We start from the raw sequence: 26,317 nt of genomic DNA, 5'->3' as shown, positions 1-26,317 counted from the left end.
TGCCCGTGGTCAAGAAGGAGGGCGGAGTTCCCGTTCTGTTCGCCAAGTATCCCTGGCCCATGCACATGCCCCTGGGTATGTTGCCTCCGCGCCGCCCCAAGTCCCCCCGCGCCCGGAGGTAGAAACCGTGTTTGGCATGCCCCTTTCACGTCGCCGTCGCAAGACCGCCCTCGCCACCGCCTTCGGCGTCACCGCCGCGGGCGCCGCCCTGTGGGCCGGGATCGGAGCCGCCGCCCAGCCCGCCCACGCGGCGGGCCTCCCGGCCCCCGACCACATCGTCGTCGCCGTCTTCGAGAACCACGCCTACAACCAGGTCATCGGCAGCTCCAGCGCCCCGTACATCAACTCCCTGAAGACGGGCGGCGCCAACCTCACCAACTCGTTCGGCGTCACCCACCCCAGCCAGCCCAACTACCTCCAGCTCTTCTCCGGCTCCAACCAGGGAGTCACGGACGACAGCTGTTACACCCCCGCCTTCAGCTCCGCGCCGAACCTGGCCTCCGAGCTGATCGCCGCCGGCAAGAGCTGGACCAGCTTCAACGAGACCCTCCCCAGCCAGGGCTCCACCACGTGCAACAGCGGCAACTACGCACGCAAGCACAACCCCTGGTTCGCCTTCTCCAACGTGCCCACCGGCACGGCCAAGACCATGACGCAGTTCCCGACGGACTTCACCACCCTGCCCAAGGTGTCCTTCGTCGTCCCGAACCTCTGCAACGACATGCACGACTGCTCCGTCGGCACCGGCGACACCTGGCTCAAGAACAACCTCAAGGCCTACGCGGACTGGGCCAAGACCCACAACAGCCTGCTCGTCGTCACCTTCGACGAGGACAACCGGCTCGCCGGCAACAAGATCCCGACCGTGCTCTACGGCCAGCCCGTCACCCCGGGCAGCACCTCGGCCACCACCTACAACCACTACGACATGCTGCGGACCCTGGAGGGCCTGGCCGGGCTGACCTCCCACGCCGGGAACGCAGCCACCGCCAAGGACATCACGGGCATCTGGACCTCCTGACCATGTACGTCGCGGACAGTCGCGGAACCCCCGCACCCACCGTGACCCGCGAGCCGCAGGCCGTCGCCCCGGGCACCAGCCCGGGGCGGCGCGCCGCGCTCGGGCCCACGGTCCTCGCCCTCGGCACGGTCAGCCTGATCACCGACGTCTCCTCCGAGATGGTCACGGCCGTGCTGCCGCTCTACCTCGTCGCCGGACTGGGCCTCACCCCGCTCGGCTTCGGACTCCTCGACGGTCTCTACAACGGCGTGAGCGCCCTGGTCCGGCTCACCGGAGGCCACCTCGGCGACCGCCTCGGCCGGCACAAGGCCCTCGCGGGCATCGGATACGGGCTCTCCGCCCTGTGCAAGCCGCTGCTGCTGCTCGCGCACACCCTGCCCGCCATCGGGGCGGTGCTCGCCCTCGACCGCACCGGCAAGGGCCTGCGCACCGCGCCCCGCGACGCCCTCATCTCGCTGGCCGCCGCACCCGCCGAACGCGGGCGCGCCTTCGGCGTGCACCGGGCCATGGACACGGCGGGCGCCCTCGTCGGGCCCCTGCTGGCCTTCCTGATCCTGCGCGGGGCCGCCGACGGCTACGACGCCGTCTTCACCGTCAGCGCCTGCGTGGCCGCCCTCGGTGTGCTGGTCCTGGTGCTCTTCGTGCCCGGCCGCAGGACCCCGCCGGCGGCCGACGCGGCCCCCGTCTCGCTGAAGGCCTCCGTCGGGTTGTTGCGCGGCCCGGGCCTGCGTCGCATCACCCTCGCCGCCCTGTTCCTCGGCCTGTGCACCGTCAGCGACGCCTTCGTGTTCCTGTTGCTCCAGCGGGCCGGGCAGATCCCCGACCGCTGGTTCGCGCTGCTGCCACTGGGCACCGCCGCCGCGTTCCTCCTCCTCGCGCTGCCGCTGGGCAGGCTCGCCGACCGCGTCGGGCGCCGCCGCGTCTTCCTCTGCGGTCACCTCGCGCTGCTCGCCGCCTACGGGCTGCTGCTGACCGGCGGCTCGCACCCCGCGCTGCCGTACGCGGTGCTGCTGCTGCACGGCGCCTTCTACGCGGCCACCGACGGGGTGCTCATGGCCGCCGCGGCCGCCGTCGTGCCCGAGGAACACCGCGGGGGCGGCCTCGCCCTCGTCCAGACCGGACAGGCCCTCGCCCGGTTCGTCGCCTCCCTCGGCTTCGGCGCCGCCTGGACCGTCTGGGGCGCCCGTCCCGCGCTGGTCGTGGCGGCGGTCCTGCTGGCCGTCGCCCTCGCCGGTTGTGCACGGCTCTACCCCGCCGAAACGGACGTCGGCGCCGCCCGGGCCCCCACCGGCTGAACCGCCGCCCCGCATCCCGCCGCCCCGCATCCCCGCATCCCCGCCGCGCCGAATCCCCCGCGTGTCCGAAAGGCCCCCATGACCCTCCAACGCCGGATCCTGATCCTCGTCACCGCCGTCGTGGTGCTCACCGCCGTGGGGGTGCTCGCCTTCGTCCGGGCCTCCTCGCGGGCGGACGAGAAGAACCAGACCCGGGCGGGGGGCCCCGAAGTCACCCGGGGCGCGGTGTCCTTGACCCCGGCGGAGGGGGGACCGCGGATCGTGTTCCGGAACATGGCGTGGGGCCCCCACCGTGACGAGCTCGTCACGGTCCCGGCCGGCGCGCCCGGTGGACCCCGTACCGCCTCCGGCGTGAGCTGCCTGCGCTTCCATTCGGCGGCGGGCACCGGGATCTGCCTGCGGGCGGAGAAGGGCGGGGTCCAGGAGCAGTACCGGGCCGTCGTCCTGGACGCCCACCTGAAGGAGGTCACGGCGCGCCCGCTCGCCGGGATACCCACCCGGGCCCGGGTCTCGCCCGGCGGGCACCTCGTCGCGTGGACCGTGTTCGTCGGCGGGGACTCCTACGCCGGTACGAACTTCTCCACCCGCACCTCCCTGCTCGACCTGCGAACCGGCCGGTACGACGCCTCGCTGGAGGACTTCACCGTCGTCAAGGACGGCGCGACGTACCGGAACGCCGACGTCAACTTCTGGGGGGTCACCTTCGCCGCCGACGAACGGACCTTCTACGCGACGCTCGCCACCGGCGGCAGCACCTATCTGATCCGCGGGGACCTCACGGCGCGCACGGTCACCACGCTCCGGGAGAACCTCGAATGCCCCTCCCTGTCGCCCGACGGGACGAGGCTGGTCTTCAAGAAGCGGGTGCCGGGCCTGTCCGCCGACGCGCCGTGGCGGCTCTACGCCCTGGACCTGGCCTCGATGAAGGAGACCCCGCTCGCCGAGCAGCGCAGCGTGGACGACCAGGTGGTGTGGAAGGACGACCGGACCGTCGTCTACTCACTGCCCGGCGACTTCGGCGCCGACCTGTACGCCCTGCCCGCCGACGGCACGGGCGCCCCGGCCCCCCTGACGACGTCGGCCCTCGCCCCGGCCTTCCTCGGGAGCTAGGGGAAGGGCCGGGGCGAGGGCCGAAGGGGCGGGACCGCCCCGCCGAACGCAGGACCGTTACGCCGGGACCAGTGTTTTGCGCCGCCGCCTGCGCGGCGCGGCGGGCGCCAACCGGAGCTCGATGATCGAGCGGACCGTCGGCCACTCCTCGTCGAGGACCGAGTAGAAGGCCGTGCTGCGCACCGCGCCGTCCAGCCCCCTGGAATGAGCCCGGCGTACCCCTTCACAGGTGAAGCCGAGACGTTCCATCGCGGCCCGTGAGCGTCCGTTGCGGGCGTCCGCGCGCAACGAGACACGACGTACGCCCCAGGTCTCGAAGGCGTGGCGGAGCATGAGCAGCTTCGCCTCGGTGTTGATCCCGGTGCCCTGGGCCTGCGGGGACAGCCAGGTATTGCCGATCTCGGCGGCGTCGGGGACCGCCGTCGCCGGATCGCCGAACGGGACCCCCGGGACGGCCGGCCACACGAGCGGCCCCTGCCAGTAGTCGAGTTCCAGGAACCGGGTCGAACCGACGACCCGCCCATCGGTGGCTCTGACCACCGCGAACGGGAGGGATCGACCGGCCGCCTGATCGGAAAGCGCGCGGTCGATGTACTCGTGGGACGCCTGCAACCCGTGCGGCACGGGAGTGAAGGCGTAAGTCGTACGATCCTCGGCACCGGCCACGGCCAGGGCCTCGGTGTGGTGGGGGGCGAGGGGCTCCAGCCGCACGGAGCGGCCGGCGAGGAGTACGGGTACGGGCACGGAGCCTTCGGTCCTTCTGGGCGGTGGGGTGGTTGCACAGTCTGCGCTCCTGACGTCACCCCCCGCGCAAAACGCGGGTGAAAGGCAACGGGCTGTCAGGTGAACGCGAGTGGCTCAATGTAGCTCCTTAATGTGCTCTCATGAACCCCCAAAATGGCAACGCCGCGACCATGTTTTTCGACGACTTGGGTCCCCGGGGTGCGGAGCCCGTGATCCTTCTCCACGGGCACCCGTTCAATCGCACGATGTGGCTCCCCGGGCGACCGCACTCGCCACCGCCGGTTACCGCGCAATCACTCCTGACCTGCGGGGATACGGGGAGAATCCGGCGCGGCCGGGCGTCACGCCGTTCGCCGCGTTCGCCGATGACCTCGTCGCGCTCCTCGACCACCTGGACATCGAACAGGCGGTCGTGGGCGGGGTGAGCATGGGCGGTCGGATAGCGATGGAATTCCGGTTGCGCCACCCGGGTCGGGTGCGGGCTCTCGTCCTCTCCGACACTTCCCCCGTGCCGGAGACCGAGGAGGGCAAGGCGTTCCGTCGCGGGCTCGCCGAACGGCTCCTCGACGAGGGCATGGAACCGTACGCCGAATAGGTCATCGACAAGATGCCGGCGCCCTACAACGTCACCGGGATGCCCGAGGCGGCGGCCTCCGTCATGGCGATGATGCGCGCCACCGACCCCGAGGGCGCGGCCGCCGCCCTGCGCGGTCGGGCCGAGCGGCCCGACTACCGGCCCGCGCCGGCCCCACTGTCCTCCTCCGTGCCGTGCCTGGTGCTGGTCGGCGCGGACGACGTCCACACCCCCGTCGCGGAGGCCGAGGCCCTGCACGCCCTGGTTCCGCACTCCCGGCCCATCGTGATCGACCGTGCCGGACACCTGCCGGGGTGTGGAGCGCCCGGAGGCCTTCGACCGGGCGTTGCTCGCGTCCCTCGCGTCCCTCGCGGACCATCCGGCCGGGGGCCGAGTGGCCCAGTGAATCGGTACCCCACTGGCCCACCGGGACGGGCCAGTGTGCTGGTCAAATGATCCGGTGACCCTACGCTTCCCGCTCCTACGCTTCCTGCCCCCGCCCGGAGCGCCGCGCCGACTGGCCGCCGCGCAGTTGTGCAACTCCGTCGGAGACGGCGCCTACTACGTGTGTTCGGCGCTCTACTTCACCCGGGTGGTGGGCCTCTCGCCCGCGCAGATCGGCCTCGGTCTCACCGTGGCCTGGGCCGTCGGTTCCGTCGCCGGGGTGCCGCTCGGGTCCTTCGCCGACCGGCGGGGTCCGCGCGGCACCTCGGTGCTGCTCGCCCTGGCCACCGCCGGCTCGGTCGCGTCCTTCCTCGTCATCCGGTCCTTCTGGGCGTTCCTGCTCGCCGTGGTCTGCTACGCCACCGCCCAGTGCGGGCTCGCGGCCGCCCGTCAGGCGCTGCTCGCCGGAGTGGTTCCGCCGGGGGAGCGGACCGGCGTCCTGGCCCACCTCCAGGCCGTCCTCAACGCCGGACTCGCGGTCGGCGCCGCCTTGGGCGGGCTCGCGCTGGGCGCCGGCACCGAGCGGGCCTACCTCGGGGTGTTCGCGCTGGACGCGACGAGTTTCCTGGTGTGCGCGGCCTTCCTGCTCCGGCTGCCCGCGGTGGCCCCCGTACCGGGTCGGGAGGCGGGCGAACCCCGGCTGGCGGTGCTCCGCGACCGGCCGTACGCCCTGGTGACCCTGCTGAACGCGGTGCTGCTGCTGCGGATGCCGCTGTTGAGCCTCGCGATCCCGCTGTGGATCGTGGAGCGCACCAGTGCCCCCGGCTGGTTGGTGTCGGCGCTGTTCGTGCTCAACACCGTGGCGGTGATGCTGTTCCAGGTGCGGGTGGCCCGCCCGGTCACCGACCTGGGCGGCGCGGGCCGGGCCGTACGCCGGTCCGGACTGGTGATGGCCGCCTCGTGCGCGGTGTTCGCCCTCTCCGCGCTGCCGGGCGCGGGCTGGGCCGCGGCCCTGCTGCTCGTCGCGGGCGCCGTGCTCCAGGTCGACGCCGAGATGCGCCAGTCCGCCGGGTCCTGGCAGATCGGCTTCTCGCTGGCCCCCGACGGGCGCGTCGGCCAGTACCAGGGCTTCTTCGGGACGGGCGTGCCCGTCGCCCGCACGCTGGGACCGCTGCTGCTGACCTCGCTGCTCCTGCTGTGGGGGATACCGGGCTGGCTGCTGCTGGGAGCCGTGCTGCTGGCCGCGTCCTACGCCATGGGCCCGGCGGTGCGCCGGGCCGAGACGGTCCAGAGGGGCGGCGAGCCCCGGGAAGCCGTCGTGACGGGGTGAGGTCCGGCGGCAGGAGGCCGCCTGAGATCATCGCCGGATGGAGAGGACCGGTATGGGGGACGTGCTGGGGCGGTTGGCGGCCGTCGGGCCGTTCTTCAGCGTGCCGTACGGCGGCCGGCCGCCCGGACCGGGCTTCCGTCCGCTGCGCGAGCTGTACGGGGAGCCGCTCGGGCCCTACGTCGCCGAGATCGGGCGGCGCGTCGGCTGCGGGCCCGGCCGGGTGGCCGCCTCGACCGCGCAGTTCGCCCTCGCCTCGCGGCTTTGGTCGCTCGGGCTGGGGTGCGCGGCGCTCTCGGGGCGCGTGCCGGACCTGGGACCGGACAGCGTGTGGTGGAGGTTGCCCGAGGCGGGCTCCCTGGAGCTGTGGCTGCCGCGCCCCGGTCCCGGCGCGCCGGCCGCCGAGGCACTCGGGGAGGGCGTGCCCGGCCATCTCGGCGTCTTGGACGCGCGGCTGCGCGAGGGGTTCGGGGTATCGCCCCGTGTGCTGCGCGGGAACTCGGCGTCCGCGCTGGTCGGCGCGCTGCGCGTGCTGATGGACCGGGTGCCGGGAGAGACGGCGGTGCGGTGGGCCGAGGCCCTGCTCGGCGACGGCGGGCCGCTCGGCGGGACGGGGACCTTCCTCCACGAGGAGGGCCTCGGTGTGGCCTTCGTCCGCCGAAGCTGCTGCCTCTACTACCGGGTGCCCGGCGGGGGCCTCTGCGGGGACTGCGTCCTGCGGACGAGATGACGCGGCGGGCGCACCGGTCCACTGACGCGGTGGCGATCGCCCGGCTGACCGCCGCAGTGGGCGGCATCGACTCGGATGACGGGCCGCCGCTGGGGGATCAGCCGTTCAGCGCTGCGGTGGCGGCCTTCACCTGGGCCTGTAGGTCGGTCTTGATCTGCGCCATGGCGGCGGCGTTCTCGGCGATTGCCTGCTGCTGGTAGGCGAAGTCGACGGAATACCAGACGCCGACCAGGTTCGTCCTGTGCCGGCAGGCCGCGTCGGCCGTCGCCACCTGGATCTCGTGCGGCGTGGGCCCGGGGCTGTCCCACCACGTCTTGTCGCCCAGTGCGGCCACCGGATCCGGGTAGCTGAAGCCGCCCTCCTTCATGCACTGCGACCACTGCCCGAACACCGCCTGGGTCCGGGCGTCCTTCTGGGAGTCCAGCAACGTACGGAACTTGAGGTCCTCTGCGAGCTGCGCGTCGCCCACTCTGCCGTCCACGGCGCCGGTCAGCGCTTTGACGGCCTCCCCGACGCAGCCGTGGTCCGGTACCGTCTGGCCGCTGATGACCTGCCCGCCGGGACCGAACTTCTGCTTGATGTCGGACGACCCCCGTAGGGCGACCGTCATCTCCTGGCTCGGTTGCGGCCTGGGGGGCATCGATTCGGCGCCGACGTCACCGCCCTCCGAGTGATAGCCCCACTTCGCCATCACGGCGGCGTTCTGCGGCCCGTAACGGCCGTCCCTGCGGGTGGTGGGGGCATCGCTGCCGCGCGTCGGCCGGGGCGGTACCTGGGGCACGTAGTCGAAGCCGAAGCGTGCCATGCAGCTCGTGCCGAGCCGCGCCTGGGCCCTCTCGACCGTGAACATCTGCTCCGGATCGAACAGATAGGCGTCCAGGGGCAAGGGGCGGTCGTTCGCCGAGTCGAGCACGGGTGTGGCGGACACCGGGGGCGGAACCACCACGCGGGTCGGTGTGCCGGTGCCGCGCTTCGCGTCCGGGTCGGCGCTCGTACAGCCGGCCAGCAGCAGCGGCAGGGCGACCAAGAGGACGATGGAGCGAGGCGGGCGGCTGAACACAGGCGTGATTTCTCTCGGTTCGGCGAGGCGGGCGGGCGTCGACGGCTGACGCAGGTGGTGCCGCAGCGGTCTCCGGCCGGTGCGAATGGACGGAGACCGCTGTCGCGGCTGTCACTTCTCAGACGTGGTCAGCTCCGGCTCAGCCGAAGAATCCGGCCGCGTTGTTGTTCTTCATCTGCGCGTTGAGGTCCCTGTACGAGTAGTCCGGGACGGTCTGGCAGGCGTAGCTGCAGTTGCGGTCGCCGCTGCCGTAGTAGACGGTGAAGGAGCCGGCGTAGTAGCTGTCGACCGCGGCGGCGTGGTTCTTGACCGAGACGCCGGCGCCACTGGAGCCGTAGGCGCCCCCGCTGAAGTAGTAGCCCGAGTAGTTCGAGATGTTCGAGGTCTGGAAGAACACGGCCCCGTGGCCGCTGCTGCTGGAGTTGTAGTACAGGCAGACGGTCTCGCTGTGGCCACTGCAGTCGGCCAAGCTGGAGGCCGAGGCAGTGCCAGTGGTGGCCACGCCTGCGGTCAGAACGGTGCCGGCCATGGCGGCGGCGGCGAGAAACTTACGTATGCGCATCGTCGTCTTCTTTCCTGACGCCGGTAACTCCGGCGCTGTTGACTCATGTTAAGGCAGTGTTGGGAGTTGTGATCACTGCGGGGATTCGGCCCGGCACCGCCCGCGACTGGTAAAAAGTTCATGTGACGCAACGTGAACTGGACGATGAGGAATGGGCATTGGTCGAGCCGTTTCTGCCGATCGGCCGGTACGGCCCCTACCCGCAGCGTCTGCGCGATCAGTTCGAGGGCGTCGTCTGGCGGTTCCGCAGTGGAAGCACGTGGCGGGAACTGCCGGAGGAGTTCGGCAATTGGCAGACGGTTTACGACCGGTTCGCCCAGTGGTGCGACGCCGGCGTGTTCGCCTTCCTGACAGAGGCGTTGAGCCCCGGGGCGGCCCGGCGCGACCAGGCGGACATGTCCCTGGTCACCACGGACTCCCTGGCGGCCCGTGCACACCACGACGACGTGGCCAGGGCGGTGGTGGGACCGGAGGTCCTGGCGGCGCTGCAAGAGGCCGCAGCGGAGGAAGAGAGGCGACGGAAACCAGGTGGACCGTCCCGGTGACGGCCGAGTCGCAAGCGTGGTGGGCCACCACGGCGGCGGGCTCCGGGGTGCGGTGGGGCCGCACTCCGGAGCCCGCGGGGCCGGGAGGACCTAGAAGGTCAGGTTCCAGGCGTCGATCTTGCCCGTGTCGGAGGCGGCGTTGTCGTTGACCCGCAGCTTCCAGGTGCCGTTCGCGATCTCGGAGGAGGCGTTCACGGTGTACGTCTGGGCGATGTTGTCGGCGCTGCCGCCGGCGTGGTTGTGCAGGGTGTAGACCGTGCCGTCGGGTGCCACCAGGTCGACCTTCAGGTCACCGACGTAGGTGTGCTTGATGTCCACGCCCACCTTGAGGGTGGCCGGGGCGTTGCCGGTCACGCCCGAGACGGTGATCGGGCTCTCCACGGTCGCGTTGTCGTTGATGGCGAAGTCCGACAGGTTCTCGAAGTACTTGCCGGGGGGCGGGGTCGTCCCGACCGCCTTGAGGGCGTCGACCTGTCCCTCGCCGAAGAACGAGTTGTAGGCCGTGGTGCCCGTGCAGCGGTTGTCCGACGGGCAGGCGGTGTCGTTGGCCTGGGCCGCCAGCTTGGCGCGGATCTGCGCCGGGGTGATGCCCGGGTTGGCGCCGGCGATGAGCGCCGCCACGCCGACCACGTGCGGGGTGGCCATCGAGGTGCCGCTCTTGGTGCCGTAGCCGCCGCCCGGGAGCGTGGAGTACACGTTGCTGCCGGGGGCCGCGACGTCGATGACGCCCTGACCGTAGTTGGAGAACGAGGCCTTGGTGACGCCCGTTCCGTTGGCGGCGACCGTGACCACGCCCGGCAGTTCGGTCGGGATGTCCAGGCAGGCGTTGGTGATGGTGCGCGTGACCGGCGTCGAGTCGTTCGGGCTCGCGGAGTCGGTCGTCTTGTGGGCGAGGTCGTAGTCCTCGTTGCCCGCCGCGGCGACCTGGAGCGAGCCCTTGCCCTCGGCGTACTCCTGGGCGCGCTTGACGCCCTCGATGATGGCGGCCTGGTCGATGTTGTCGGGGCAGTTGAACTGCCACGGGTCCGTGTAGTAGCTGTTGTTGGTGACCTTGAATCCGTGGTCGCCGGCCCAGACGAAGCCGCAGATGGTGTTCTCGGCGAAGAAGAAGGAGTTGCCGGGCTCGGCGACCCGGACCGCGGAGATCTTCACGCCGGGGGCCACGCCGACGACGCCCTTGCCGTTCTTGGCCGCGGCGATGGTGCCCGCCACGTGGGTGCCGTGGGTGTCCACGTCCCGCCAGGCACCCGTGCGGGTGTCGGGCTTGCCGTAGGCGCAGGAGACCGAGTCGGCCGCGTCGAAGTTGGGCGCGAGGTCCTGGTGCTGGTCGTCCACGCCCGTGTCCAGGATGCCGACCTTGACGGACGGGGAGCCGGGGTTGACGGCCCAGGCCTGGTCCGCCTTGATCTGGCTCATGTCGGCCCGGACCGGTTCGCCGGCGGGGGTCGACGCCTGGGCGGGGTTGGCGGGCAGCGCCGGGTTGTAGGCGTCGGCCGGGACGTCGGAGGTACGGGTGGCACCGACCTGCTGGACGCCGGCGACACCGCGCATCGCGGCGGCGAACCCGCCGGACGCCGAATGGGCGACGATCACGCCGATGGCGTCGAAGGCGGAGAAGACCGTTCCGCCGTTGGCCGTGACGGCCGAACGGACCGCCGAGCTGTCACCGGGGGCGGTGATGACCAGGTAGGCGCGCGTGCCGGCAACCCAGGTCGCACTCTGGGAAGTCGGGGCGGCGGCCGGGGCGTGGGCCTTGGCGGCCGGTGCGCCGGACGGGGCGACGGGGAGGGTGCCCGCGAGGGCGCCGGGGGCGCCGAACGCGAGGGCGGCGCCGAGGGCGGCCGCCAGCACCAGCGTGCGTCGGGGGCGGCTGGATATGTGGGGTATCAATGCGTCCTCCGAAGACGGCCCGGCCGGTGCTGATGGCACCGGCCGGGCCGTACGAAACGAGTGGTGGACGCAAGATGTCAGACGCGTGCCCCTGTGCGGAAGTACCTTTCGGCGCCGAGACGTTCCGAGGGAAGTGGCTGAAAATCGCCGATTCGGGACGTGGCGGGGCGCTCCTGCGCAGTGGTCCGGGAGGCGAGGGGAGCCGGCCGGGCCGGGCACCGTGGGGGCGAACCCCGCCCGGCCGGTCCCGGTCTCAGGCCGGAACGCCGTCCTTCTCGGCTCCGCTCCGGACGGGGACGGGCGCGGGCGGTTCCCCCGGCAGCGGCGCGTGCCCGTCCTCGGTCGGCGCGTTCTCGTCGAACGGGAGCCGTCCGGAGAGGACTTCGGCGGCGCGGGCGCGGTCGAACTCCTTGGTCCACGTCCCGATGAGCACCGTAGCGATCGCGTTGCCGGCGAAGTTCGTCATCGCCCGCGCCTCGCTCATGAAGCGGTCGATGCCCACGATCAGGCCCACTCCGTCGACCAGTTCCGGCCGGTGGGACTGGAGGCCTCCGGCCAGGGTGGCGAGCCCGGCGCCGGTCACACCGGCGGCGCCCTTCGAGGCCACGATCATGAACAGCAGCAGCGAGATCTGCTCGCCCAGCGCGAGGGGTTTGTCCATCGCCTCGGCGACGTAGAGGGAGGACATCGTCAGGTAGATGGCCGTCCCGTCCAGGTTGAAGGAGTAACCCGTCGGCACGGTGATGCCGACCACCGGACGGGAGACGCCGACGTGCTCCATCTTCGCGATCAGTCGCGGCAACGCGGACTCCGACGAGGACGTGGACAGGATCAGCAGGAACTCCCGGCCCAGGTAGCGCAGCAGGGCGAAGACGCTGATGCCCGTGCACAGCCGCAGCAGCGTCCCGAGCACCACGAACACGAACAGCAGGCAGGTGACGTAGAAGCCGATCATGATGACGGCCAGCGACTTCAGCGCGTCGACGCCCGTCGCCCCGACCACCGCGGCGATGGCGCCGAAGGCACCCACCGGCGCCGCCCACATGATCATCGCGAGTACGCGGAAGACCAGCTTCTGCACGTGCCCGATCCCCCGCAGCAGCGGTTCGCCCGCCGTACCCATCGCCTGGAGCGCGAACCCGCAGAGCAGCGCCACCAGCAGGGTCTGCAGCACCTGGCCCCCGGTGAAGGCGGAGACCAGCGTCGTCGGGATGATCCCCAGCAGGAACTCGGGAGTGCTCTGCGCCCCGCCCGCCTTGGCCTGCGCCTCACCGGCGTGCCGTGCCGCCTCGGTCAGGTGCAGACCGCTGCCCGGCTCCAGCAGGTTGCCGACCAGCAGTCCGATGGCCAGGGCCACCGTGGACATCACCATGAAGTAGCCGAGGGCCAGACCACCGACCGCGCCCACCTTCGCGGCCTTGCGCACCGAGCCGATGCCCAGCACGATCGTGCAGAAGATCACGGGCGAGATCATCATCTTGATGAGGTTCACGAAGCCGGTGCCCAGCGGCTTCAGTTCGACGGCCACGCCGGGAGCGGCGAAGCCGACGGCGATGCCGAGCAGCACCGCGGCGATCACCGCGATGTAGAGATAGTGGGTCTTGTCGCGCCTGGCGGCCACGATGCCTCCTGGTGGTGAATGCGTTCCGGGAGACCATCGCCCACCCTGTGACCCCGGTCACCGTTGCGTTCATTGAGTTCACGGCGCGGTGCACACTGAACGGCATGTTCCGCCTCCCCCGACCACCCCGCAGCCTCGCCGGGCAGCTCTTCGCCATGCAGGTGCTGCTGGTCGCCGTCGTCGTCGCGGGCTGCGCCGTCTTCGCCTACGCGAGCGCCCGAGGGCAGGCCGAGGACGCCGCCCGGCGTCAGGCGGGGGCCGTGGCCAGGGCCGTCGCCGACTCACCCTCCGTCCGGGAGGCCGTACGGGGTGCGGGGCGCGGGAGCGACCCCTCGGCGGCCCTCCAGCCCTACGCGCAGCGGGTCCGGGCCGACTCGGGCGTGGACTTCGTGACGATCATGGCACCGGACGGACGGCGCTGGACCCACCCCGACCCGAGGCGCATCGGTGAACCCTTCCTGGGCAACACCGCTCCCGCGCTGCGCGGGGAGACCTTCAGCGAGACCTACACCGGCACCCTCGGCCCGTCCATCCGGGTGGTCACCCCGCTGCTCGACGACGGTCGGGTCGTCGGCATGGTCAGCGCGGGCATCACCATCCGGGCGATAAGCGCCCGTCTCGCCCGGCAGCTCACGGCGCTCGCCTGGGTCGCGGCCGGGGCCCTCGCCCTCGGCGGCGCCGGTACGTACGTCGTCAACGCCCGGCTGCGCCGCCACACCCACGGCATGAACGCCGCCGAGCTCAGCGGGATGTACGACTACCACCAGGCGGCCCTCCACGGCGTCCGCGAGGGGCTGTTGATGTTGGACGGCCGGCGTCGGATCACCTTGATCAACGACGCCGGGCGCGAGCTGCTGGGCCTGTCGGGGGAGGTGCGCGGCACCGGCGCCGCCGACCTGGGGCTGCCCGCGCCGCTCACCGGCGCCCTGCTCGCCGACCGGCCCCGGGTCGACGAGGTCCACCTGACCGCCGACCGGCTGCTCGTGGTCAACAGTTCCCCCGTCGCGGGCGGCGGCCGTCGCGGCACCGTGGTCACCTTGCGCGATCACACGGAACTCCAGGCTCTGACAGGGGAGTTGGACCACGAGCGGGGTTTCACCCAGGCGCTGCGCTCCCAGGCCCACGAGGCGGCCAACCGCCTGCACACGGTGGTCTCCCTGATCGGCCTCGGCCGGGTCGACGAGGCGGTGGAGTTCGCCACGGCCGAACTGGAACTGGCCCAGGCGCTCACCGACGAGGTGGTCACCGCGGTCGGCGAGCCGGTGCTGGTGGCGCTGCTGCTCGGCAAGGCCGCGCAGGCGCATGAGCGCGGCGTGGAACTGGTCGTCACCCCCGACAGCAGTGGCGTCGACGGCGGCGCGGGGAACCCGCCCGCCCGGGACCTCGTGACGGTGCTCGGAAACCTCCTCGACAACGCCGTGGACGCCCTCACGGGGGTCCCGGGCGGGCGCGTCGCGGTCACGGTCCGCCGCGACGGCCGGACGCTGCTGATCCGCGTCGCCGACAACGGGCCCGGACTGCCGCGGGAGTCGGGGGCGGACGTGTTCCGGCGCGGCTGGTCCGACAAGGGCGAGGGGCGGGGGCTCGGCCTGGCGCTGGTCCGTCAGGTCGCGCACCGGCACGGCGGGACGGCCGAGGCCGCGCGGGGGCCGGAGGGCGGGGCGGTCTTCACGGTGACGCTGCCTCTGGGCGTCGCGGCGGAGCGATCGTGAGCGCCGCCGAGGACGTGCGGGTGCTCGTCGTCGAGGACGACCCCGTCGTGGCCGACGCGCACGCGCTGTACGTCGGGCGGGTGCCCGGCTTCACCGCCGTCGGCGTGGCCCACTCGCTGGCCGAGGCCACTCGCGTCCTGGAGCGGACCCCCGTCGACCTGCTGCTGCTCGACCTCACCCTGCCCGACGGAAACGGTCTGCGCTTCGCGCGCGGACTGCGGGCCGCCGGGCACCCCGTCGACGTGATCGTGGTGACCTCCGCGCGGGATCTGGCGGTCGTCCGCGAGAGCGTCTCGCTCGGCGTGGTCCAGTACGTCCTGAAGCCCTTCGCCTTCCCCACCCTGCGCGAGCGGTTGCTGCGCTACGCCGCGTTCCGCGCGACGGCGGGGGAGGCGGCCGGCCAGGGCGACGTGGACCGGGCGCTCGCCGCGCTGCGCGCCCCGGGCCCCGCCGAACTCCCCAAGGGCCTGAGCGCCCCGACCCTGGACCGGGTCGCGGCGCTGCTGCGGGCGGCCCCGGACGGGTTGACCGCGACCGGGGCCGCCGAGGCGGCCGGGATCTCGCGGATCACCGCCCGCCGCTACCTCGAACACCTCGTGGACACCGGCCGAGCGGACCGCGCCCCGCGGTACGGTCAGGTCGGCCGGCCCGAACTGCACTACCGCTGGCTGACGGCGGCCGGTTCGACGTCGAAGGTGTAGAACTTGCGGTGGTCGAGCATGTCGGCCGGGGTCACGTCGTTCCAGGGCCTCATGGTGTCGTTCAGGTCGACCACGTTCGGCGTACCGGCCGCCGGCAGGTACGGGGACCGGGGGTGGCGGGCCTGCCACTCGGCCCACAGCTTGTCGATGAAGGCGTGGTGCAGCCAGAACACGGGGTCGTTGGGTGAGACCCCGGTGGCCATCTGGCCGCCGACCCACACGTGCACCCGGTTGTGCAGGTTGGCGCCCCGCCAGCCCTCCAGGTTGTTGCGGAATCCGGTCGAGGAGCTGTTCCACGGGGCCGCGTCGTAGACCGGCATGGCGAGGACGGCCTCGACCTCGGCCTTGGTCGGCAGCTGGGCGACGCCCTCACCGAGCGCCCGCCGCAGGTAGGCGCGCGCGTCCACCCGCACGTTCACCTCCCACTTGCCCGCCGCGTGGGCGAACGGTCCGTCCAGGACCTGTCCGTCCCGGGCCCGGCCGGTGCCGCCGAGGAAGTCGGCGGCCCAGAGGGAGGCGCGGGGCGTGCGGTCCGTGGTCCAGTCCCAGTAAGGGAGCGAAACGCTTTTGTCCACCGCTTGCAGCGCCGCCTCGAATTCGAGCAGGAACCGGCGGTGCCAGGGGAGGAAGGAGGGGGAGCGGTGGCCGACGCGGTCGCCCGTGTCGGTGTCCCCCATGATGAAGCCGTTGTGGGTGGTGACGAAGCGGTCGTAGCGGCCGGTGCGCTTGAGTTCGAGCAGCGCGTTGGTGAAGGCGCGCTTCTCCTCGGTGGTGAGTTCGGCCTGGTTCTTGCGGACGGTCATCACATGCCACCCATCGGGACGAGGGCGGCGCCCTGGAGTTCGCGTACGGCGGCGCGGGCGAGCGCGAGCGGGTCGGAGTAGGTCTCGTAGTGGTTGACGACGCTGATCCAGGTGCCGTCGGCGTTCTGCATCACGTGCAGTTCGCGGCCGTCTATCCGGACGCCGGGCAGGGCGGCGGAGTGGTGGCCGCCGTGATGGGTGCCCGGCGTCGCCGGGGTTATCTCGATACGACGGCCCTGGTAGACCTCGTCGACGGCGCCGGCGGATATCGCGGCGCGGGAGTCGGCGCCGGCGGATGTAGCGGCGCGGGAGTCGGTGCCGGCGGCGTAGGCGGTGGCGCCCGCGAGGCCGAGGACGCTGAGAGCGCCGGCGGTGGTGCCCAGGGCCTGCCGGCGGGTGATCTGGTTCATGGTCGAAGAACTACCAGCGGGTCGGGGCCGGTTGACCGCTATCCGGACATCGGCTGACAAGTTGCGCATAGAACGAATTGGGCGATCTTCTCGTCCCGCCGGAAGGGCGGGGCCCTCGCGGGAAGATCTGCTCCGAAAAGGCTACTCGCCAGTAATTATTGCGGTCGTGTGACACCGGCATGAACGGGGTCACATCGGCGACTCGTCCTGAAGATGCGACCTCCACTCAGCCCGGATTGCCCGATCGTGTCCTCTATAGTCCCGATATGCCTCTGCATGAGATGAAGGACGCGCACGCCGCCGACGCCGAAACGGACGTGTTCGCGTCCGCCCTCAGCGGCCAGGTCCTGCCCAAGCGCCGGATGCCCGATGACCACTCGCCCACCGAGGTGGTCTACGAACTGCTGCGCAACGAACTCCTCCTCGACGGCAACGCCGCCCAGAACCTGGCGACGTTCTGCACCACCTGGTCCGACGACGGCGTGCACCGCCTGATGAACCAGTGCCTCGACAAGAACATGATCGACAAGGACGAGTACCCCCAGACCGCCGAGATCGAGGCCCGCTGCGTCAGCATCCTGGCCGACCTGTGGAACGCCCCCGCCGGGGGCGCCGCCACCGGCTGCTCCACCACCGGCTCCAGCGAGGCCGCCATGCTCGGCGGCCTCGCCCTCAAATGGCGCTGGCGCACCCGGCGGCAGGCCGTGGGCCTCCCCGTCGACCGGCCCAACCTCGTGTGCGGGCCGGTCCAGGTCTGCTGGGAGAAGTTCGCCCGCTACTTCGACGTGGAACTGCGCCAGATCCCCTTGGAACCCGGCGCGACCGGCCTGCGCCCCCACCAGCTCGCCGCCTACGTCGACGAGAACACGATCGGCGTCGTCGCCATCCTCGGAGTCACCTACACCTGCGTCTACGAACCCGTCGCCGAGATCGCCGCCGAACTCGACCGCATCCAGGCCGAGCGGGGCTGGGACGTGCCGATCCACGTGGACGGCGCCAGCGGCGGCTTCGTCGCGCCGTTCCTCCACCCCGAGGTCGTGTGGGACTTCACCCTGCCGCGGGTGGCCTCCGTCAACGCCTCCGGACACAAGTACGGGCTGGCGCCCCTCGGCGTCGGCTGGATCGTGTGGCGCACCGCGGACCTGCTCCCCGACGAACTCGTCTTCGACGTCGACTACCTGGGCGGCGACATGCCGACCTTCGCCCTCAACTTCTCGCGCCCCGGCGGGGAGGTCATCGCCCAGTACTACCTCTTCCTGCGCCTGGGCCGGGGCGGATACCGTCGTGTCCACCAGGCCTGCGCCGACACCGCCCGCTACCTGGCCCGGGAGATCGAGGCACTCGGTCCCTTCACCCTGCTCTACGACGGTCAGGGCGCGCTGCCCGCCGTCTCCTACACCCTCAGCGACCCCGAGGGCGCCGGTTTCACCCTCTACGACCTCTCCGACCGGCTCCGGGCCCGCGGCTGGCAGGTGCCCTCGTACCCGCTCCCGGCCGACCGGGGCGACACCGTCATCCAGCGCGTCCTGATCCGCCACGGGGTGACCCGCGATCAGATCGCCATGCTCGTCGCGGACCTCGAACGGTCCGTGGAAGTGCTGAAGGCCGCCCCGCGGCCCGTCCCCGCCGGGGAGGCCCGCTCCGGCTTCCACCACTGACGGGGCACCGCCGACCGGGCCGCCCCACGCCCCGCGCCTTCACGAGGACGGCGACGACCACACCATGTCCAGGGCCGTGAGGGCCGCCACGCGCTCCGCGCCGAGGGAGGCGGCGCGCGCCCGCTGGTTGGCGATCCAGGACCCCAACCGGACCGCCCGGCCGCCCACCCGCTCCACGTGCGCGCGCGGCACCCGCAAGTGCCGCTCCCGACTGTGGAACTGCCGGGCCGCCTCCAGGTGCGCCGCCCACGCGGCGGCATGGCTCAACCGCGGCCGGGGACGCTCCGCCTCGCCGGCCGGCGTCACCCCGAGGGTGTGCTCCAGCAGCCAGCGCTGCGCCCAGGACAGGCGGTCCCAGGACAACCGCTGGGCACGCACCCACCGTCCCAGGTCCTCGCCCTGCGCCCGCACCTCTCCCGGGCCGAGCGGCAGCCGGCCGCCCGCGTCCAGGTGGACGCGCGTCAGGTGGAAGGCCCGCTGCCAGGAGATGTCCCACGCCGGGCACCAGGACGCGTCGATCTCCTCCAGTGCCTCCCGCCGCTCCCAGGACAACGCCCCCGGCCCCTCCCGGCGGGCCGCCGCCCGGTTGTTCTTGACCCACACCCCGACCGGCACCCCGCGCCAGGTCGCGTCCACGGGCGGCAGCAGGTGCCCGTGCTCCGCCGCCCAGCCCCGGGCCGCGGACAGGCCCTCCTCGAAGGCCACGTCGAAATGGCTCCACACCATGCCGATCGCGTCCAGTGGCCCGATCCGTTCCCGGCCCAGTGCGCCGCGCCGGCAACCACGCCGCACGTCCGCGATCCACTGCCCCAGCGGGAACCGGGCCGTCCCGGCGGGCCACCGCGCGTCACCCACCGGAACCCTGAACGCGAACGGCACCTTCAGGTCCCCGTACACCGCGGCGTACGTCCGCGCGGCCTCCATCCCGCGCCGCCACCGCTCGTGCTCCGGATTCAACACCCGCAGACGGATGAACGCCGCCAGCAGCGCCGGGTCCCGGGGGGTGGAGAAGCTCAGCAGCGCCTCGGCGCCCGGCCGGTGTGCCTGCGAGCCGGTCCTGCCGCCCGGCGCCTGCGGCTGGGCCAGGTCCTCCACGAGCCGGCTGTCGTGCGCCCGCAGCGCCTCCAGGAGCCGCGCGAGGTCCCCGTAGGCCCGGGACGTCAGCATCGAATCCGGTGTCTCGCCCGGTCCGAGCAGTACCGGGACCACCAGTGAGGCCACCTTCCCCTCGCCCGGCCGGATGCGCAGCGCCCGACCCACCGCCTGGACCAGGTCCGGCATGGACCCCCGAAGGTCGGCCCAGAAGACGGAATCGCACTCCTTGGTGTCGACGCCCTCGCCGAGCACCCGGACACTGCCGAGGAACGCCTTGTCCGCGACCCGGTCGTCGGCGAACGCCTCCAGGACCCGCCGCCGGTGCGGTGCGGGATGCTGCCCGCACAGCCAGTCCGCCCAGACCTCACGCGGATACCCCGGCGACCGGGTACGGCTCGCCTGCCGCAGCCGCGAGGCGACCGCCGGGAGTCCGGCCGCGAAGGCCTCCGCCTCCTTGGTCAGGTGGTGGAAGACCAGCGTCCGGCGGAAGCCCTGGTCCGCGGCCGCCTTCACCAGCGCCGCCTGGAGCGCCGCGAGCCGGGCGCCGCGCACCGCGTCCGAACGCCCCTCGGGACCGAGCAGGACGGCCGACCGGAACGCCGGGTCCGACACGTCGACGCACACCACCCGGTACGGAGCGCAGATGCCCCGGTCGATGGCCTCGGACAGCGAGAGGGTGTGACAGCGGGACCCGAACGGGCCGTCCGGGTCGTCCTCCATCGAGGCGACGAGCTCCCCACGACCCCGGTCGACCGGGCCGCCCGTGCCTTCCCGGGACCGATCTCCTTCGGGCAGCGGCTCCCCGGACGGTTCTCCGTCCCGCCACACCCGGGGCGTGGCCGTCATGTACAGCCGCCGCACGGACGGGATCCGGGCGTTGTCGTGCACCACCGCCCACGGCTTGCCGATCCGTCCCGACGTGCGGTGCGCCTCGTCGACCACGATCAGGTCCCAGCCGGGCAGCCCGGCCCGGTGCGCGTTCTCGATGGTGCCCAGCCCCAGTGACGCGTACGTGGCGAACACCGTCAGCCGCCGCCCCGGCGCGGCGCCCCGACGCGCCAGCTCGCCCGGGTCGGTGGTGGTGGGCACCCCCGCGTCCTCGGACCGCAGCGAGCACACGGCCAGCGCCCGCCCGCCGCGACCGCCCTCGCGCCAGGCCGCCGTGGTCTGCGCGAGCAGGTCGAGCGACGGGACCAGCACGAGGACCCGGGCGGCCCGCAGTTCCTCGGCGGAGCGGACACCGACCAGGGACTTGCCCGAACCGGTGGCCATGATCACCTGGGTGCGCAGGCCCCGTTCGGGCACCCGTCCGGTCGCGGGCAACTCCAGGGCGCGCACCACCGCGTCCACGGCCTCGCGCTGGTGCGGGCGCAGTTCCCTCTGTGTCACGTGCCTCACCCTGCCCGCCGCCCCGCCGCCGATCCGCTGCTCAGGCTCCCATCTTGCCCGCATTCCGGGTCGGCGGGTGGAGGCGGGCGGCCGTGATCGCCGGCGGGGGCTCCGGCGTCACATGCGGGCGCCGAAATTCTGCGTCCACCACGGGCCGCCGGGGCCCTGGTGGACGCCCACGCCGATGTCCTTGAAGGAGCAGTTGAGGATGTTCGCGCGGTGACCGGGGCTGTTCATCCACGAGTTCATGACCGACTCCGGCGTCTGCTGGCCCTTCGCGATGTTCTCCCCGTAGGTCGACCAGCGGTACCCGGCGGCGGTGGTCCGCGTGCCCGGGTCACCGCCGTCGGGGTCGGTGTGCTCGAAGTAGTCCCGTCGTGCCATGTCGTCCGAGTGCCCCTGGGCGGCGTTGCGCAGTTGCGGGTCTTCCTTGAGCGGGCCGCACCCGGCCGCCGCCCGTTCCTTGTTCACCAGTGCGATCACCTGGGCGGCGGTCCCGCTCGGCGCGGCGGGCGCCGGCGCCGGGGCCGCCGTACGCGGCGCGGGCGGGTCGCTCTTGGTCCGCGACGGCGCCGCGGCGGGGCTCGAACCCGTCGACGGGGAGGGGGACGCGGACACCGAGGGCGAGGCCGACGCGGACGGGGAACCCGAGGGGGAGGCGCCGGTGGTCGAGGGGGACGTCGCCCCCTCCCCGGTGGCGGACAGGGCGGCCGGCGGGGACGCCGGCGCCGCGTCGGCCGCCACCTCGGAACCCGAGCCCGGGAGGGTGCCCAGATAGGCGAGCCCACCGCCCGCGACGCAGGCGGCGATCGCCGCGCAGGCGATGACCCGGCGGCGGTGCCGGCGCCGTCTGCGCTGCGCCCCGCGGCCGGCGGCCGGGTCGGTGCCGGCAAAGCCGCCGTCCCCCTTGCCCCCCGAGTCGCCCGACCTGCGGCGGGCCGCCCGGCCGGGGTTCGCCGCCACGGGCGTGAGCTGGGTCGCGGCGTCCGAGAACGCCGCCTCGCTGCCGGCGCCGGCACCGCTGTCGGGGCCCGCCGCAGCGCCCGGGACCGCGTAGGCCGCGGCCGCCGGGGCGAGGCCGGCGCCCGCGACGGCCGACCGTACGCCCGCCAGCAGCGCCGCCCCGACCGGCACCAGCGCCAGCCCGGCCAGCAGCCCCTCGGCCGGCACCAGCCCGTTCCACAGCCCGGAACACCGCACGCACTCACGGGCGTGCCGCGCTATTCGCTTGCGCCAGAGCGCCGAGGGCCGTCCGTCCCAGGTCCCGGTCATCGCCCGCAGCGCCTCGCACGGCGGCTGCGCCTCCAGCGCGCGCTCCACCACCCGCGCCGCTTCCAACTGGGCCTTCATGCGCTGCACCCGGACCGCCGTGTGCTGCGGCGAGAGTTCCAGGGCCGTCGCCACCTCGGCCCGCGTCAGCTCCCCCGCGCACTCCAGCCACCACAGCGACAGCAACGCCCGGTCGTCCGGCTCCAGCCACCGCGTGGCGCGGGCGGTCTCGCGACGTTGGCCGGCCAGTTGGAGCCGGGCGACCGTCAGGTCCGCGAAGTCGGCGCCCGGGTCGGCCACGTCCTCGGCCGCCTCCAGACCGGTCGGCCCGGTGCTGCGGTCCTGCCAGTGCGCCCGTATCCGGTTCATGGTGATCGCCACCAGCCAGGACCGGAAGCTCTCGTCCGCGCGCAGACCGGACAACCCGTCGAGCGTCCGCAGCATGGTGTCCTGTACCACGTCGTCCACGTCGCAGGACCCGTTCAGGGCCCGCCCGACGATGTTGTAGACGAGCGGGAGACAGGCGCCGACAAGCTCGTCCTGCGCCCGGGGATCGCCCGCGCGGGCCGCTGCCACCAGAGCTGCCGTGTGCTGTGTACTCATGTGAAGTTTCCCTGTCCGTGCCGGCGGTCGATGATGCCCAATAACTCGGAGACCGTCGAGAGGGGCCCGGATAACACTTATCCGGTAACTCTTATCCGGAAGTCGGACCGGACGCGACCCCGGGCCGTCTTCCGGGGGACGCCGCGACGGGCGGGGAACGGTCGTCGGACCCGCCCCGTTGACAGCGGGCCGCCCCGTGACGCTATGGTCTGGACCACTGAAATCCCTTGGCCGTAGGACGAGTTGCGGTACGCGCAACGGGTGGGGGTCCCTTGTCCTGTCATCCCTATGCGGTACTGGCCGCCCAACGCCTGCTGCCGGTCCTGCGGGACACCGACGCCGCGCGGTCGGTCCGCAGGACCGCCGCCCTCCTGGCCGCCGGCTGCCGGGCCGTGGAACTCACCACCACGACTCCCGACTGGTCCACCGCCGTCGCCCGTACCGTCCCGCTCGCCGACGTCCTCGGCAGACCCGCCCTGATCGGCGTCGGTACCGTCACGACCGCCGCGCTGGCCGAGCGGGCCCTCGCCGCCGGCGCCCGCTTCCTGGTCTCCCCGTACCCGGCCCCCGAGGTACGGGCCGTCGCCGCCGAGCGCGGGGCGGTGTTCATCGAGGGCGCCTTCACCCCCGGCGAGGTCGCCTCCGCCGTACGGTACGGAGGCGCCGCGAAGGTCTTCCCGGCCCACGTCGGCGGGCCGGCCTTCATCCGCTCCCTCAAGGCCGTGCTCCCCGAGGCCCTCATCGTCCCGACCGGGGGCATCCATCCGGCGCGGGCCCGGGACTGGCTCGCCGCCGGGGCGACCGCCGTCGGAATCGGCGCCGGCCTGCCCGCCGACGCGGGCGAACTGGCGGCCGTCTTCGCCGACCTGGCCGGGCCGTGCTGCTGCGACCAGCCGGGGCGGGAACGCTGACATGGCGGCGGCGCCCGCCCCGCGAGGCCGCAGCGGCGTCGCCTACGACGTCCTCGTCCTCGGCGAAGTCCTGGTCGAGATCCACGTCGCCGGCCCGCTGCACGCGGCCGCCGACGCCGCCGCCCGTATCTCCTACTCCGGCGACGCCCTGAACGCGGCGGCGGCCGCGGCCGCCGCCGGGGCCCGTACCGCCCTCCTCGCCGTCGTCGGTGACGACGAACTGAGCGTGCCCCTGCTGGACCGGGCCACCCGACTCGGCGTCGACGTGTCCCACGTGCGCCGCTCCCCGCGGCCCAACGGCGCCTACCTGCTGTGCTCCGACACCGACGGCGATCGCGGGTTCGTCTACTGGCGCACCGGCAGCGCGGGCTCCACCCTCTCCCCGCGCCACATCGACTCCTGGCGGGAGCTGCTCACCACCTCCACGGCCCTCGTCACCAGCGGCATCACCGGCGCCCTCGCACCCGGCGCCCGCGCCGCCGTACTGGCCGCCGCCGAAATCGTGCACGAAGCGGGCGGGCACCTGTCGTACGACCCCAACTTCCGCCCCCGGCTCACCGGGCGGGCAGCGGCCAGGGCACTGCTGGCGCGCGTCGCCCCGCTGACGGGATTGATCAAGACCTCCTGCCCCGCCGACGCCTTGGCCCTGGTCGACACCGATGACCCCCGGCTCGCGGCCGATCGCTACCGCGCACTCGGGGCCCGCGCCGTCGCCGTGACCGCGGGCGCCGGGCGACTGTGGCTGCACGACGGGAGGCGCGCCACCGGTCACCCGGTTCCCGTCAACCCCGATCCGGTCGACGCGACGGGCGCCGGCGACTGCTTCACCGGCACGACCACCGCCCGGCTCGCCCTGGGCGACCCGCTCGCCCGCGCGGTGGCGTACGGCGCGGCCGCCGCCTCCCTCTCCGTGTCCGGCCGCGGCGGTACGGGCCGCGTCCCGTCGTTCGCCGAGACGGCGGCCCTGGCGGGACTCTGACCGGGCCGTGGGGCGGACTCGGCGGGGCTCGGAGCGGGCCGGTCGGGGCCGGGTTGAAAAACCTCTTTCACGGCACTGGGCACCTTCGCGGCCCCTCGCTACCCTCCGCGCATGATTCCCACGGTGGTCTGGGGCACCGGCAACGTCGGCCGCGCGGCGATCCGCGCCGTCGACGCGCACCCGGAGCTCGAACTGACGGCAGTCATCGTCCACAACCCGGCCAAGGCCGGCCGCGACGCGGGTGAACTCGCCGGCATGGGGCGCCCACTGGGTGTCGCGGCGAGCGACGACAGCGAAGCGGTGCTCGCCACCCGGCCGGCCGCCGTCGTGTACGCGGCCTCCGGGGACACCCGCCCCGACGACGCCCTCGCCGACATCACGCGGGCCATCACGGCCGGCGCCGTCGTCGTCAGCCCCGCCCTGTACCCCCTCTACGACCACCGAAGCGCACCGCCCGAGTTCCGTGATCCGGTGCTCGCCGCCGTCGCGGCGGGCGGGGGCTCGCTGTTCGCCTCCGGCGTCGACCCCGGCTGGGGCAACGACGTCCTGCCGCTGCTGATCAGCGGACTCGGCAGCACCGTGGACGTGATCCGCTGCCAGGAGATCTTCGACTACTCCACTTACGACCAGCCCGACTCCGTCCGCCACCTGGTCGGCATGGGCCAACCCATGGACTTCGAACCGATGATGCTCATGCCGACCGTCCCGACCATGGTGTGGGGCGGCCAGATACGGATGATGGCCCGTGCCCTCGGCGTCGAACTCGACGAGATCCGCGAGACGTCCGCCCGACGCGCGCTCGACGCGACGGTGACCACCCGCACGATGGGCGCCTTCGAGGCCGGCACCCAGGGCGCGATCCGGTTCGAGGTGCAGGGCATAGTCGAAGGCGAGGCGCGCATCGTCATCGAGCACGTCACCCGCATCCACCCCTCCTGCGCCCCCGACTGGCCCCAGCCGCCCGACGGGGCGGGCGCCCACCGGGTGATCATCGAAGGCCGCCCGCGCATCGAGGTGACGATCGAGGCCACCGACGAAGGGGAGAACCGTTCCGCCGGCGGTAACGCCACCGCCGTCGGCCGGCTGGTGGGGGCGATCGACTGGCTCGTGGACGCCCCTCCCGGAATCTATGACGCGCTCGACGTCCCGCTGCGGCCCGCAGTCGGCAAACTCGGAAGGAAGCAGCCATGAGGATCGACGTTCCGGAAGGTCAGCACCCCATCGAATACGTCTGGGGCGACCTGGTCCCCGGCATCGGGACGGCCGCGGCCAACTTCTCCCTGTCGGTCTACGCCCACACCACCCTGGGCCTGCGCGAGTTCGAGGCGGCCCGACTGCGGATCGCGCAGATCAACGGGTGCGTCTTCTGTCTCGACTGGCGGACCGACCGGGACGGCGAGAAGGTCGAGGAGGAGTTCGCCGACGCCGTCACCGAGTGGCGCACCACACCGGCCTTCGACGACCGCACCCGCCTGGCCGCCGAGTACGCGGAGCGCTACGCGCTGGACCACCACGGTCTCGACGAGGAGTTCTGGGAGCGGATGACGGCGCACTACAGCCAGGTGGAGATCGTGGAGCTGAGCATGAGCATCGGCTCCTGGCTCGCTTTCGGGCGGCTCAACCATGTGCTGGGTCTCGACAGCGTCTGCGTGCTGCCGGGGAGTTGACGCGGCGCGGGCCCGGCCGGGCCCGCGCCGCACGGGCGGAGTCCGGCCGGCCCCGGTTCCGGGCCCCGCGCGCCGCTGCGGTGCCCCGCGGGGAGCCGCCGCAACGCGCCACGGGGCGCTACAGGTCGGTGGCGATGATCTGCTCGATGTTCCGTTCGGCGAGCGCCGTGATCGTGACGAACGGATTGACGCTGGTGTTGCCGGGGATCAGCGCTCCGTCGATCACGTACAGGCCGGGGTGGCCGTGCAGGCGCCCG

General features: G+C 73.0%; 23 protein-coding genes and 1 pseudogene. 14 read left to right on the top strand and 10 right to left on the bottom strand.

Going from position 1 to position 26,317, the window contains the following annotated elements; translation table 11 throughout:
- The first annotated feature begins 136 nt into the window (after window positions 1-136).
- The 3 genes from E6R62_RS06315 (at window position 137) to E6R62_RS06305 (ending at window position 3,426) form a co-directional block, all read left to right on the top strand.
- Window positions 137-1,021 (top strand): alkaline phosphatase family protein, encoded by an 885-nt coding sequence (locus E6R62_RS06315; RefSeq protein ID WP_136212262.1) that lies wholly within the window; start codon window positions 137-139, stop codon window positions 1,019-1,021.
- Between the two features lie 2 nt (window positions 1,022-1,023).
- Window positions 1,024-2,316 (top strand): MFS transporter, encoded by a 1,293-nt coding sequence (locus tag E6R62_RS06310; RefSeq protein WP_136212260.1) that lies wholly within the window; start codon window positions 1,024-1,026, stop codon window positions 2,314-2,316.
- A gap of 78 nt (window positions 2,317-2,394) precedes the next feature.
- Window positions 2,395-3,426 carry a hypothetical protein gene (locus tag E6R62_RS06305; protein ID WP_136212258.1) on the top strand — a complete coding sequence of 344 codons (1,032 nt, stop codon included), beginning with the start codon at window positions 2,395-2,397 and terminating at the stop codon, window positions 3,424-3,426.
- 57 nt (window positions 3,427-3,483) lie between these two features.
- Here the strand turns inward: E6R62_RS06305 and E6R62_RS06300 are convergent, their stop codons facing one another.
- The gene (locus tag E6R62_RS06300) at window positions 3,484-4,170 is read right to left on the bottom strand and encodes a GNAT family N-acetyltransferase (RefSeq protein ID WP_136212256.1); all 687 of its coding nucleotides are present in this window, start codon (window positions 4,168-4,170) and stop codon (window positions 3,484-3,486) included.
- Between the two features lie 140 nt (window positions 4,171-4,310).
- On the opposite strand from E6R62_RS06300, the pseudogene E6R62_RS06295 reads away from it, so the two are divergent.
- From E6R62_RS06295 to E6R62_RS06285, 3 genes and pseudogenes are all read left to right on the top strand, one after another.
- Window positions 4,311-5,150 (top strand): annotated as a pseudogene (locus E6R62_RS06295) (alpha/beta fold hydrolase).
- Between the two features lie 54 nt (window positions 5,151-5,204).
- Window positions 5,205-6,458, top strand: a complete 1,254-nt coding sequence (locus E6R62_RS06290) for an MFS transporter (RefSeq protein ID WP_136212254.1) — start codon at window positions 5,205-5,207, stop codon at window positions 6,456-6,458.
- Between the two features lie 37 nt (window positions 6,459-6,495).
- A complete protein-coding gene (locus E6R62_RS06285; RefSeq protein WP_240801509.1) occupies window positions 6,496-7,185 on the top strand; it encodes a (2Fe-2S)-binding protein in 690 nt (229 codons plus the stop codon).
- A gap of 97 nt (window positions 7,186-7,282) precedes the next feature.
- On the opposite strand, the gene E6R62_RS06280 is transcribed toward E6R62_RS06285, so the two are convergent.
- Together E6R62_RS06280 and E6R62_RS06275 are read right to left on the bottom strand one after the other, a co-directional pair.
- Window positions 7,283-8,245: a hypothetical protein gene (locus E6R62_RS06280; RefSeq protein ID WP_136212253.1), complete on the bottom strand. Its 963-nt coding sequence runs from the start codon at window positions 8,243-8,245 to the stop codon at window positions 7,283-7,285.
- A gap of 139 nt (window positions 8,246-8,384) precedes the next feature.
- Window positions 8,385-8,807, bottom strand: coding sequence for a hypothetical protein (locus E6R62_RS06275; RefSeq protein WP_136212251.1), 423 nt, complete (start codon window positions 8,805-8,807; stop codon window positions 8,385-8,387).
- Between the two features lie 122 nt (window positions 8,808-8,929).
- On the opposite strand from E6R62_RS06275, the gene E6R62_RS41680 reads away from it, so the two are divergent.
- Window positions 8,930-9,352 (top strand): transposase, encoded by a 423-nt coding sequence (locus E6R62_RS41680; protein ID WP_136212249.1) that lies wholly within the window; start codon window positions 8,930-8,932, stop codon window positions 9,350-9,352.
- Window positions 9,353-9,442: 90 nt separating this feature from the next.
- Here E6R62_RS41680 and E6R62_RS06265 read toward each other — a convergent pair whose 3' ends face one another.
- Window positions 9,443-11,203 (bottom strand): S8 family serine peptidase, encoded by a 1,761-nt coding sequence (locus E6R62_RS06265; RefSeq protein WP_136212477.1) that lies wholly within the window; start codon window positions 11,201-11,203, stop codon window positions 9,443-9,445.
- 292 nt (window positions 11,204-11,495) lie between these two features.
- Window positions 11,496-12,863, bottom strand: a complete 1,368-nt coding sequence (locus tag E6R62_RS06260) for a cation:dicarboxylase symporter family transporter (protein ID WP_136212247.1) — start codon at window positions 12,861-12,863, stop codon at window positions 11,496-11,498.
- Window positions 12,864-12,967: 104 nt separating this feature from the next.
- On the opposite strand from E6R62_RS06260, the gene E6R62_RS06255 reads away from it, so the two are divergent.
- The gene (locus E6R62_RS06255) at window positions 12,968-14,575 is read left to right on the top strand and encodes a sensor histidine kinase (protein ID WP_136212245.1); all 1,608 of its coding nucleotides are present in this window, start codon (window positions 12,968-12,970) and stop codon (window positions 14,573-14,575) included.
- Entirely contained in the window at window positions 14,572-15,276 is a 705-nt protein-coding gene (locus tag E6R62_RS06250; RefSeq protein ID WP_136212243.1) for a response regulator, read from the top strand. Before E6R62_RS06255 ends, E6R62_RS06250 begins: the two co-directional genes overlap by 4 nt.
- Here E6R62_RS06250 and E6R62_RS06245 read toward each other — a convergent pair.
- The gene (locus E6R62_RS06245) at window positions 15,234-16,079 is read right to left on the bottom strand and encodes a tyrosinase family protein (protein ID WP_136212241.1); all 846 of its coding nucleotides are present in this window, start codon (window positions 16,077-16,079) and stop codon (window positions 15,234-15,236) included. The two genes, E6R62_RS06250 and E6R62_RS06245, sit on opposite strands and share 43 nt — an antisense overlap.
- Complete coding sequence (locus E6R62_RS06240; RefSeq protein ID WP_136212239.1) at window positions 16,079-16,489, bottom strand: tyrosinase cofactor; 411 nt, start codon at window positions 16,487-16,489, stop codon at window positions 16,079-16,081. The genes E6R62_RS06245 and E6R62_RS06240 overlap by 1 nt, the downstream gene beginning before the upstream one ends.
- 266 nt (window positions 16,490-16,755) lie before the next feature.
- Between E6R62_RS06240 and E6R62_RS06235 the strand changes: the two genes are divergently transcribed.
- The gene (locus E6R62_RS06235; RefSeq protein ID WP_136212237.1) at window positions 16,756-18,147 is read left to right on the top strand and encodes a glutamate decarboxylase; all 1,392 of its coding nucleotides are present in this window, start codon (window positions 16,756-16,758) and stop codon (window positions 18,145-18,147) included.
- A 39-nt stretch (window positions 18,148-18,186) separates the two neighbouring features.
- Here E6R62_RS06235 and E6R62_RS06230 read toward each other — a convergent pair whose 3' ends face one another.
- Window positions 18,187-20,631, bottom strand: a complete 2,445-nt coding sequence (locus E6R62_RS06230; protein WP_240801508.1) for a DEAD/DEAH box helicase — start codon at window positions 20,629-20,631, stop codon at window positions 18,187-18,189.
- A gap of 117 nt (window positions 20,632-20,748) precedes the next feature.
- Complete coding sequence (locus tag E6R62_RS06225) at window positions 20,749-22,503, bottom strand: sigma-70 family RNA polymerase sigma factor (RefSeq protein WP_136212233.1); 1,755 nt, start codon at window positions 22,501-22,503, stop codon at window positions 20,749-20,751.
- A gap of 272 nt (window positions 22,504-22,775) precedes the next feature.
- On the opposite strand from E6R62_RS06225, the gene E6R62_RS06220 reads away from it, so the two are divergent.
- From E6R62_RS06220 to E6R62_RS06205, 4 genes are all read left to right on the top strand, one after another.
- Window positions 22,776-23,414 (top strand): bifunctional 4-hydroxy-2-oxoglutarate aldolase/2-dehydro-3-deoxy-phosphogluconate aldolase, encoded by a 639-nt coding sequence (locus E6R62_RS06220; RefSeq protein WP_240801507.1) that lies wholly within the window; start codon window positions 22,776-22,778, stop codon window positions 23,412-23,414.
- A 1-nt stretch (window position 23,415) separates the two neighbouring features.
- Window positions 23,416-24,393, top strand: a complete 978-nt coding sequence (locus tag E6R62_RS06215) for a PfkB family carbohydrate kinase (protein ID WP_136212231.1) — start codon at window positions 23,416-23,418, stop codon at window positions 24,391-24,393.
- 111 nt (window positions 24,394-24,504) lie between these two features.
- Complete coding sequence (locus tag E6R62_RS06210; protein WP_136212229.1) at window positions 24,505-25,584, top strand: dihydrodipicolinate reductase; 1,080 nt, start codon at window positions 24,505-24,507, stop codon at window positions 25,582-25,584.
- Window positions 25,581-26,060: a carboxymuconolactone decarboxylase family protein gene (locus E6R62_RS06205; RefSeq protein WP_136212227.1), complete on the top strand. Its 480-nt coding sequence runs from the start codon at window positions 25,581-25,583 to the stop codon at window positions 26,058-26,060. Before E6R62_RS06210 ends, E6R62_RS06205 begins: the two co-directional genes overlap by 4 nt.
- 118 nt (window positions 26,061-26,178) lie before the next feature.
- Here the strand turns inward: E6R62_RS06205 and E6R62_RS06200 are convergent.
- On the bottom strand, window positions 26,179-26,317 hold a 139-nt coding region (locus tag E6R62_RS06200), incomplete at its 5' end, for a GMC oxidoreductase (protein ID WP_136212225.1).

Source organism: Streptomyces sp. A1136, from assembly GCF_004795055.1.
Lineage (GTDB): Bacteria > Actinomycetota > Actinomycetes > Streptomycetales > Streptomycetaceae > Streptomyces.
Note: the sequence above shows the minus strand (reverse complement) of the source record. Positions and strands in the feature narration are given on the sequence as shown.

Coding starts and splice junctions, on each gene's coding strand:
- E6R62_RS06315 (WP_136212262.1), top strand. CDS start 137: ATGCCCCTTTCACGTCGCCGTCGCAAGACCGCCCTCGCCACCGCCTTC.
- E6R62_RS06310 (WP_136212260.1), top strand. CDS start 1,024: ATGTACGTCGCGGACAGTCGCGGAACCCCCGCACCCACCGTGACCCGC.
- E6R62_RS06305 (WP_136212258.1), top strand. CDS start 2,395: ATGACCCTCCAACGCCGGATCCTGATCCTCGTCACCGCCGTCGTGGTG.
- E6R62_RS06285 (WP_240801509.1), top strand. CDS start 6,496: ATGGAGAGGACCGGTATGGGGGACGTGCTGGGGCGGTTGGCGGCCGTC.
- E6R62_RS06275 (WP_136212251.1), bottom strand. CDS start 8,807: ATGCGCATACGTAAGTTTCTCGCCGCCGCCGCCATGGCCGGCACCGTT.
- E6R62_RS06255 (WP_136212245.1), top strand. CDS start 12,968: ATGTTCCGCCTCCCCCGACCACCCCGCAGCCTCGCCGGGCAGCTCTTC.
- E6R62_RS06245 (WP_136212241.1), bottom strand. CDS start 16,079: ATGACCGTCCGCAAGAACCAGGCCGAACTCACCACCGAGGAGAAGCGC.
- E6R62_RS06240 (WP_136212239.1), bottom strand. CDS start 16,489: ATGAACCAGATCACCCGCCGGCAGGCCCTGGGCACCACCGCCGGCGCT.
- E6R62_RS06235 (WP_136212237.1), top strand. CDS start 16,756: ATGCCTCTGCATGAGATGAAGGACGCGCACGCCGCCGACGCCGAAACG.
- E6R62_RS06225 (WP_136212233.1), bottom strand. CDS start 22,503: ATGAGTACACAGCACACGGCAGCTCTGGTGGCAGCGGCCCGCGCGGGC.
- E6R62_RS06215 (WP_136212231.1), top strand. CDS start 23,416: ATGGCGGCGGCGCCCGCCCCGCGAGGCCGCAGCGGCGTCGCCTACGAC.
- E6R62_RS06210 (WP_136212229.1), top strand. CDS start 24,505: ATGATTCCCACGGTGGTCTGGGGCACCGGCAACGTCGGCCGCGCGGCG.
- E6R62_RS06205 (WP_136212227.1), top strand. CDS start 25,581: ATGAGGATCGACGTTCCGGAAGGTCAGCACCCCATCGAATACGTCTGG.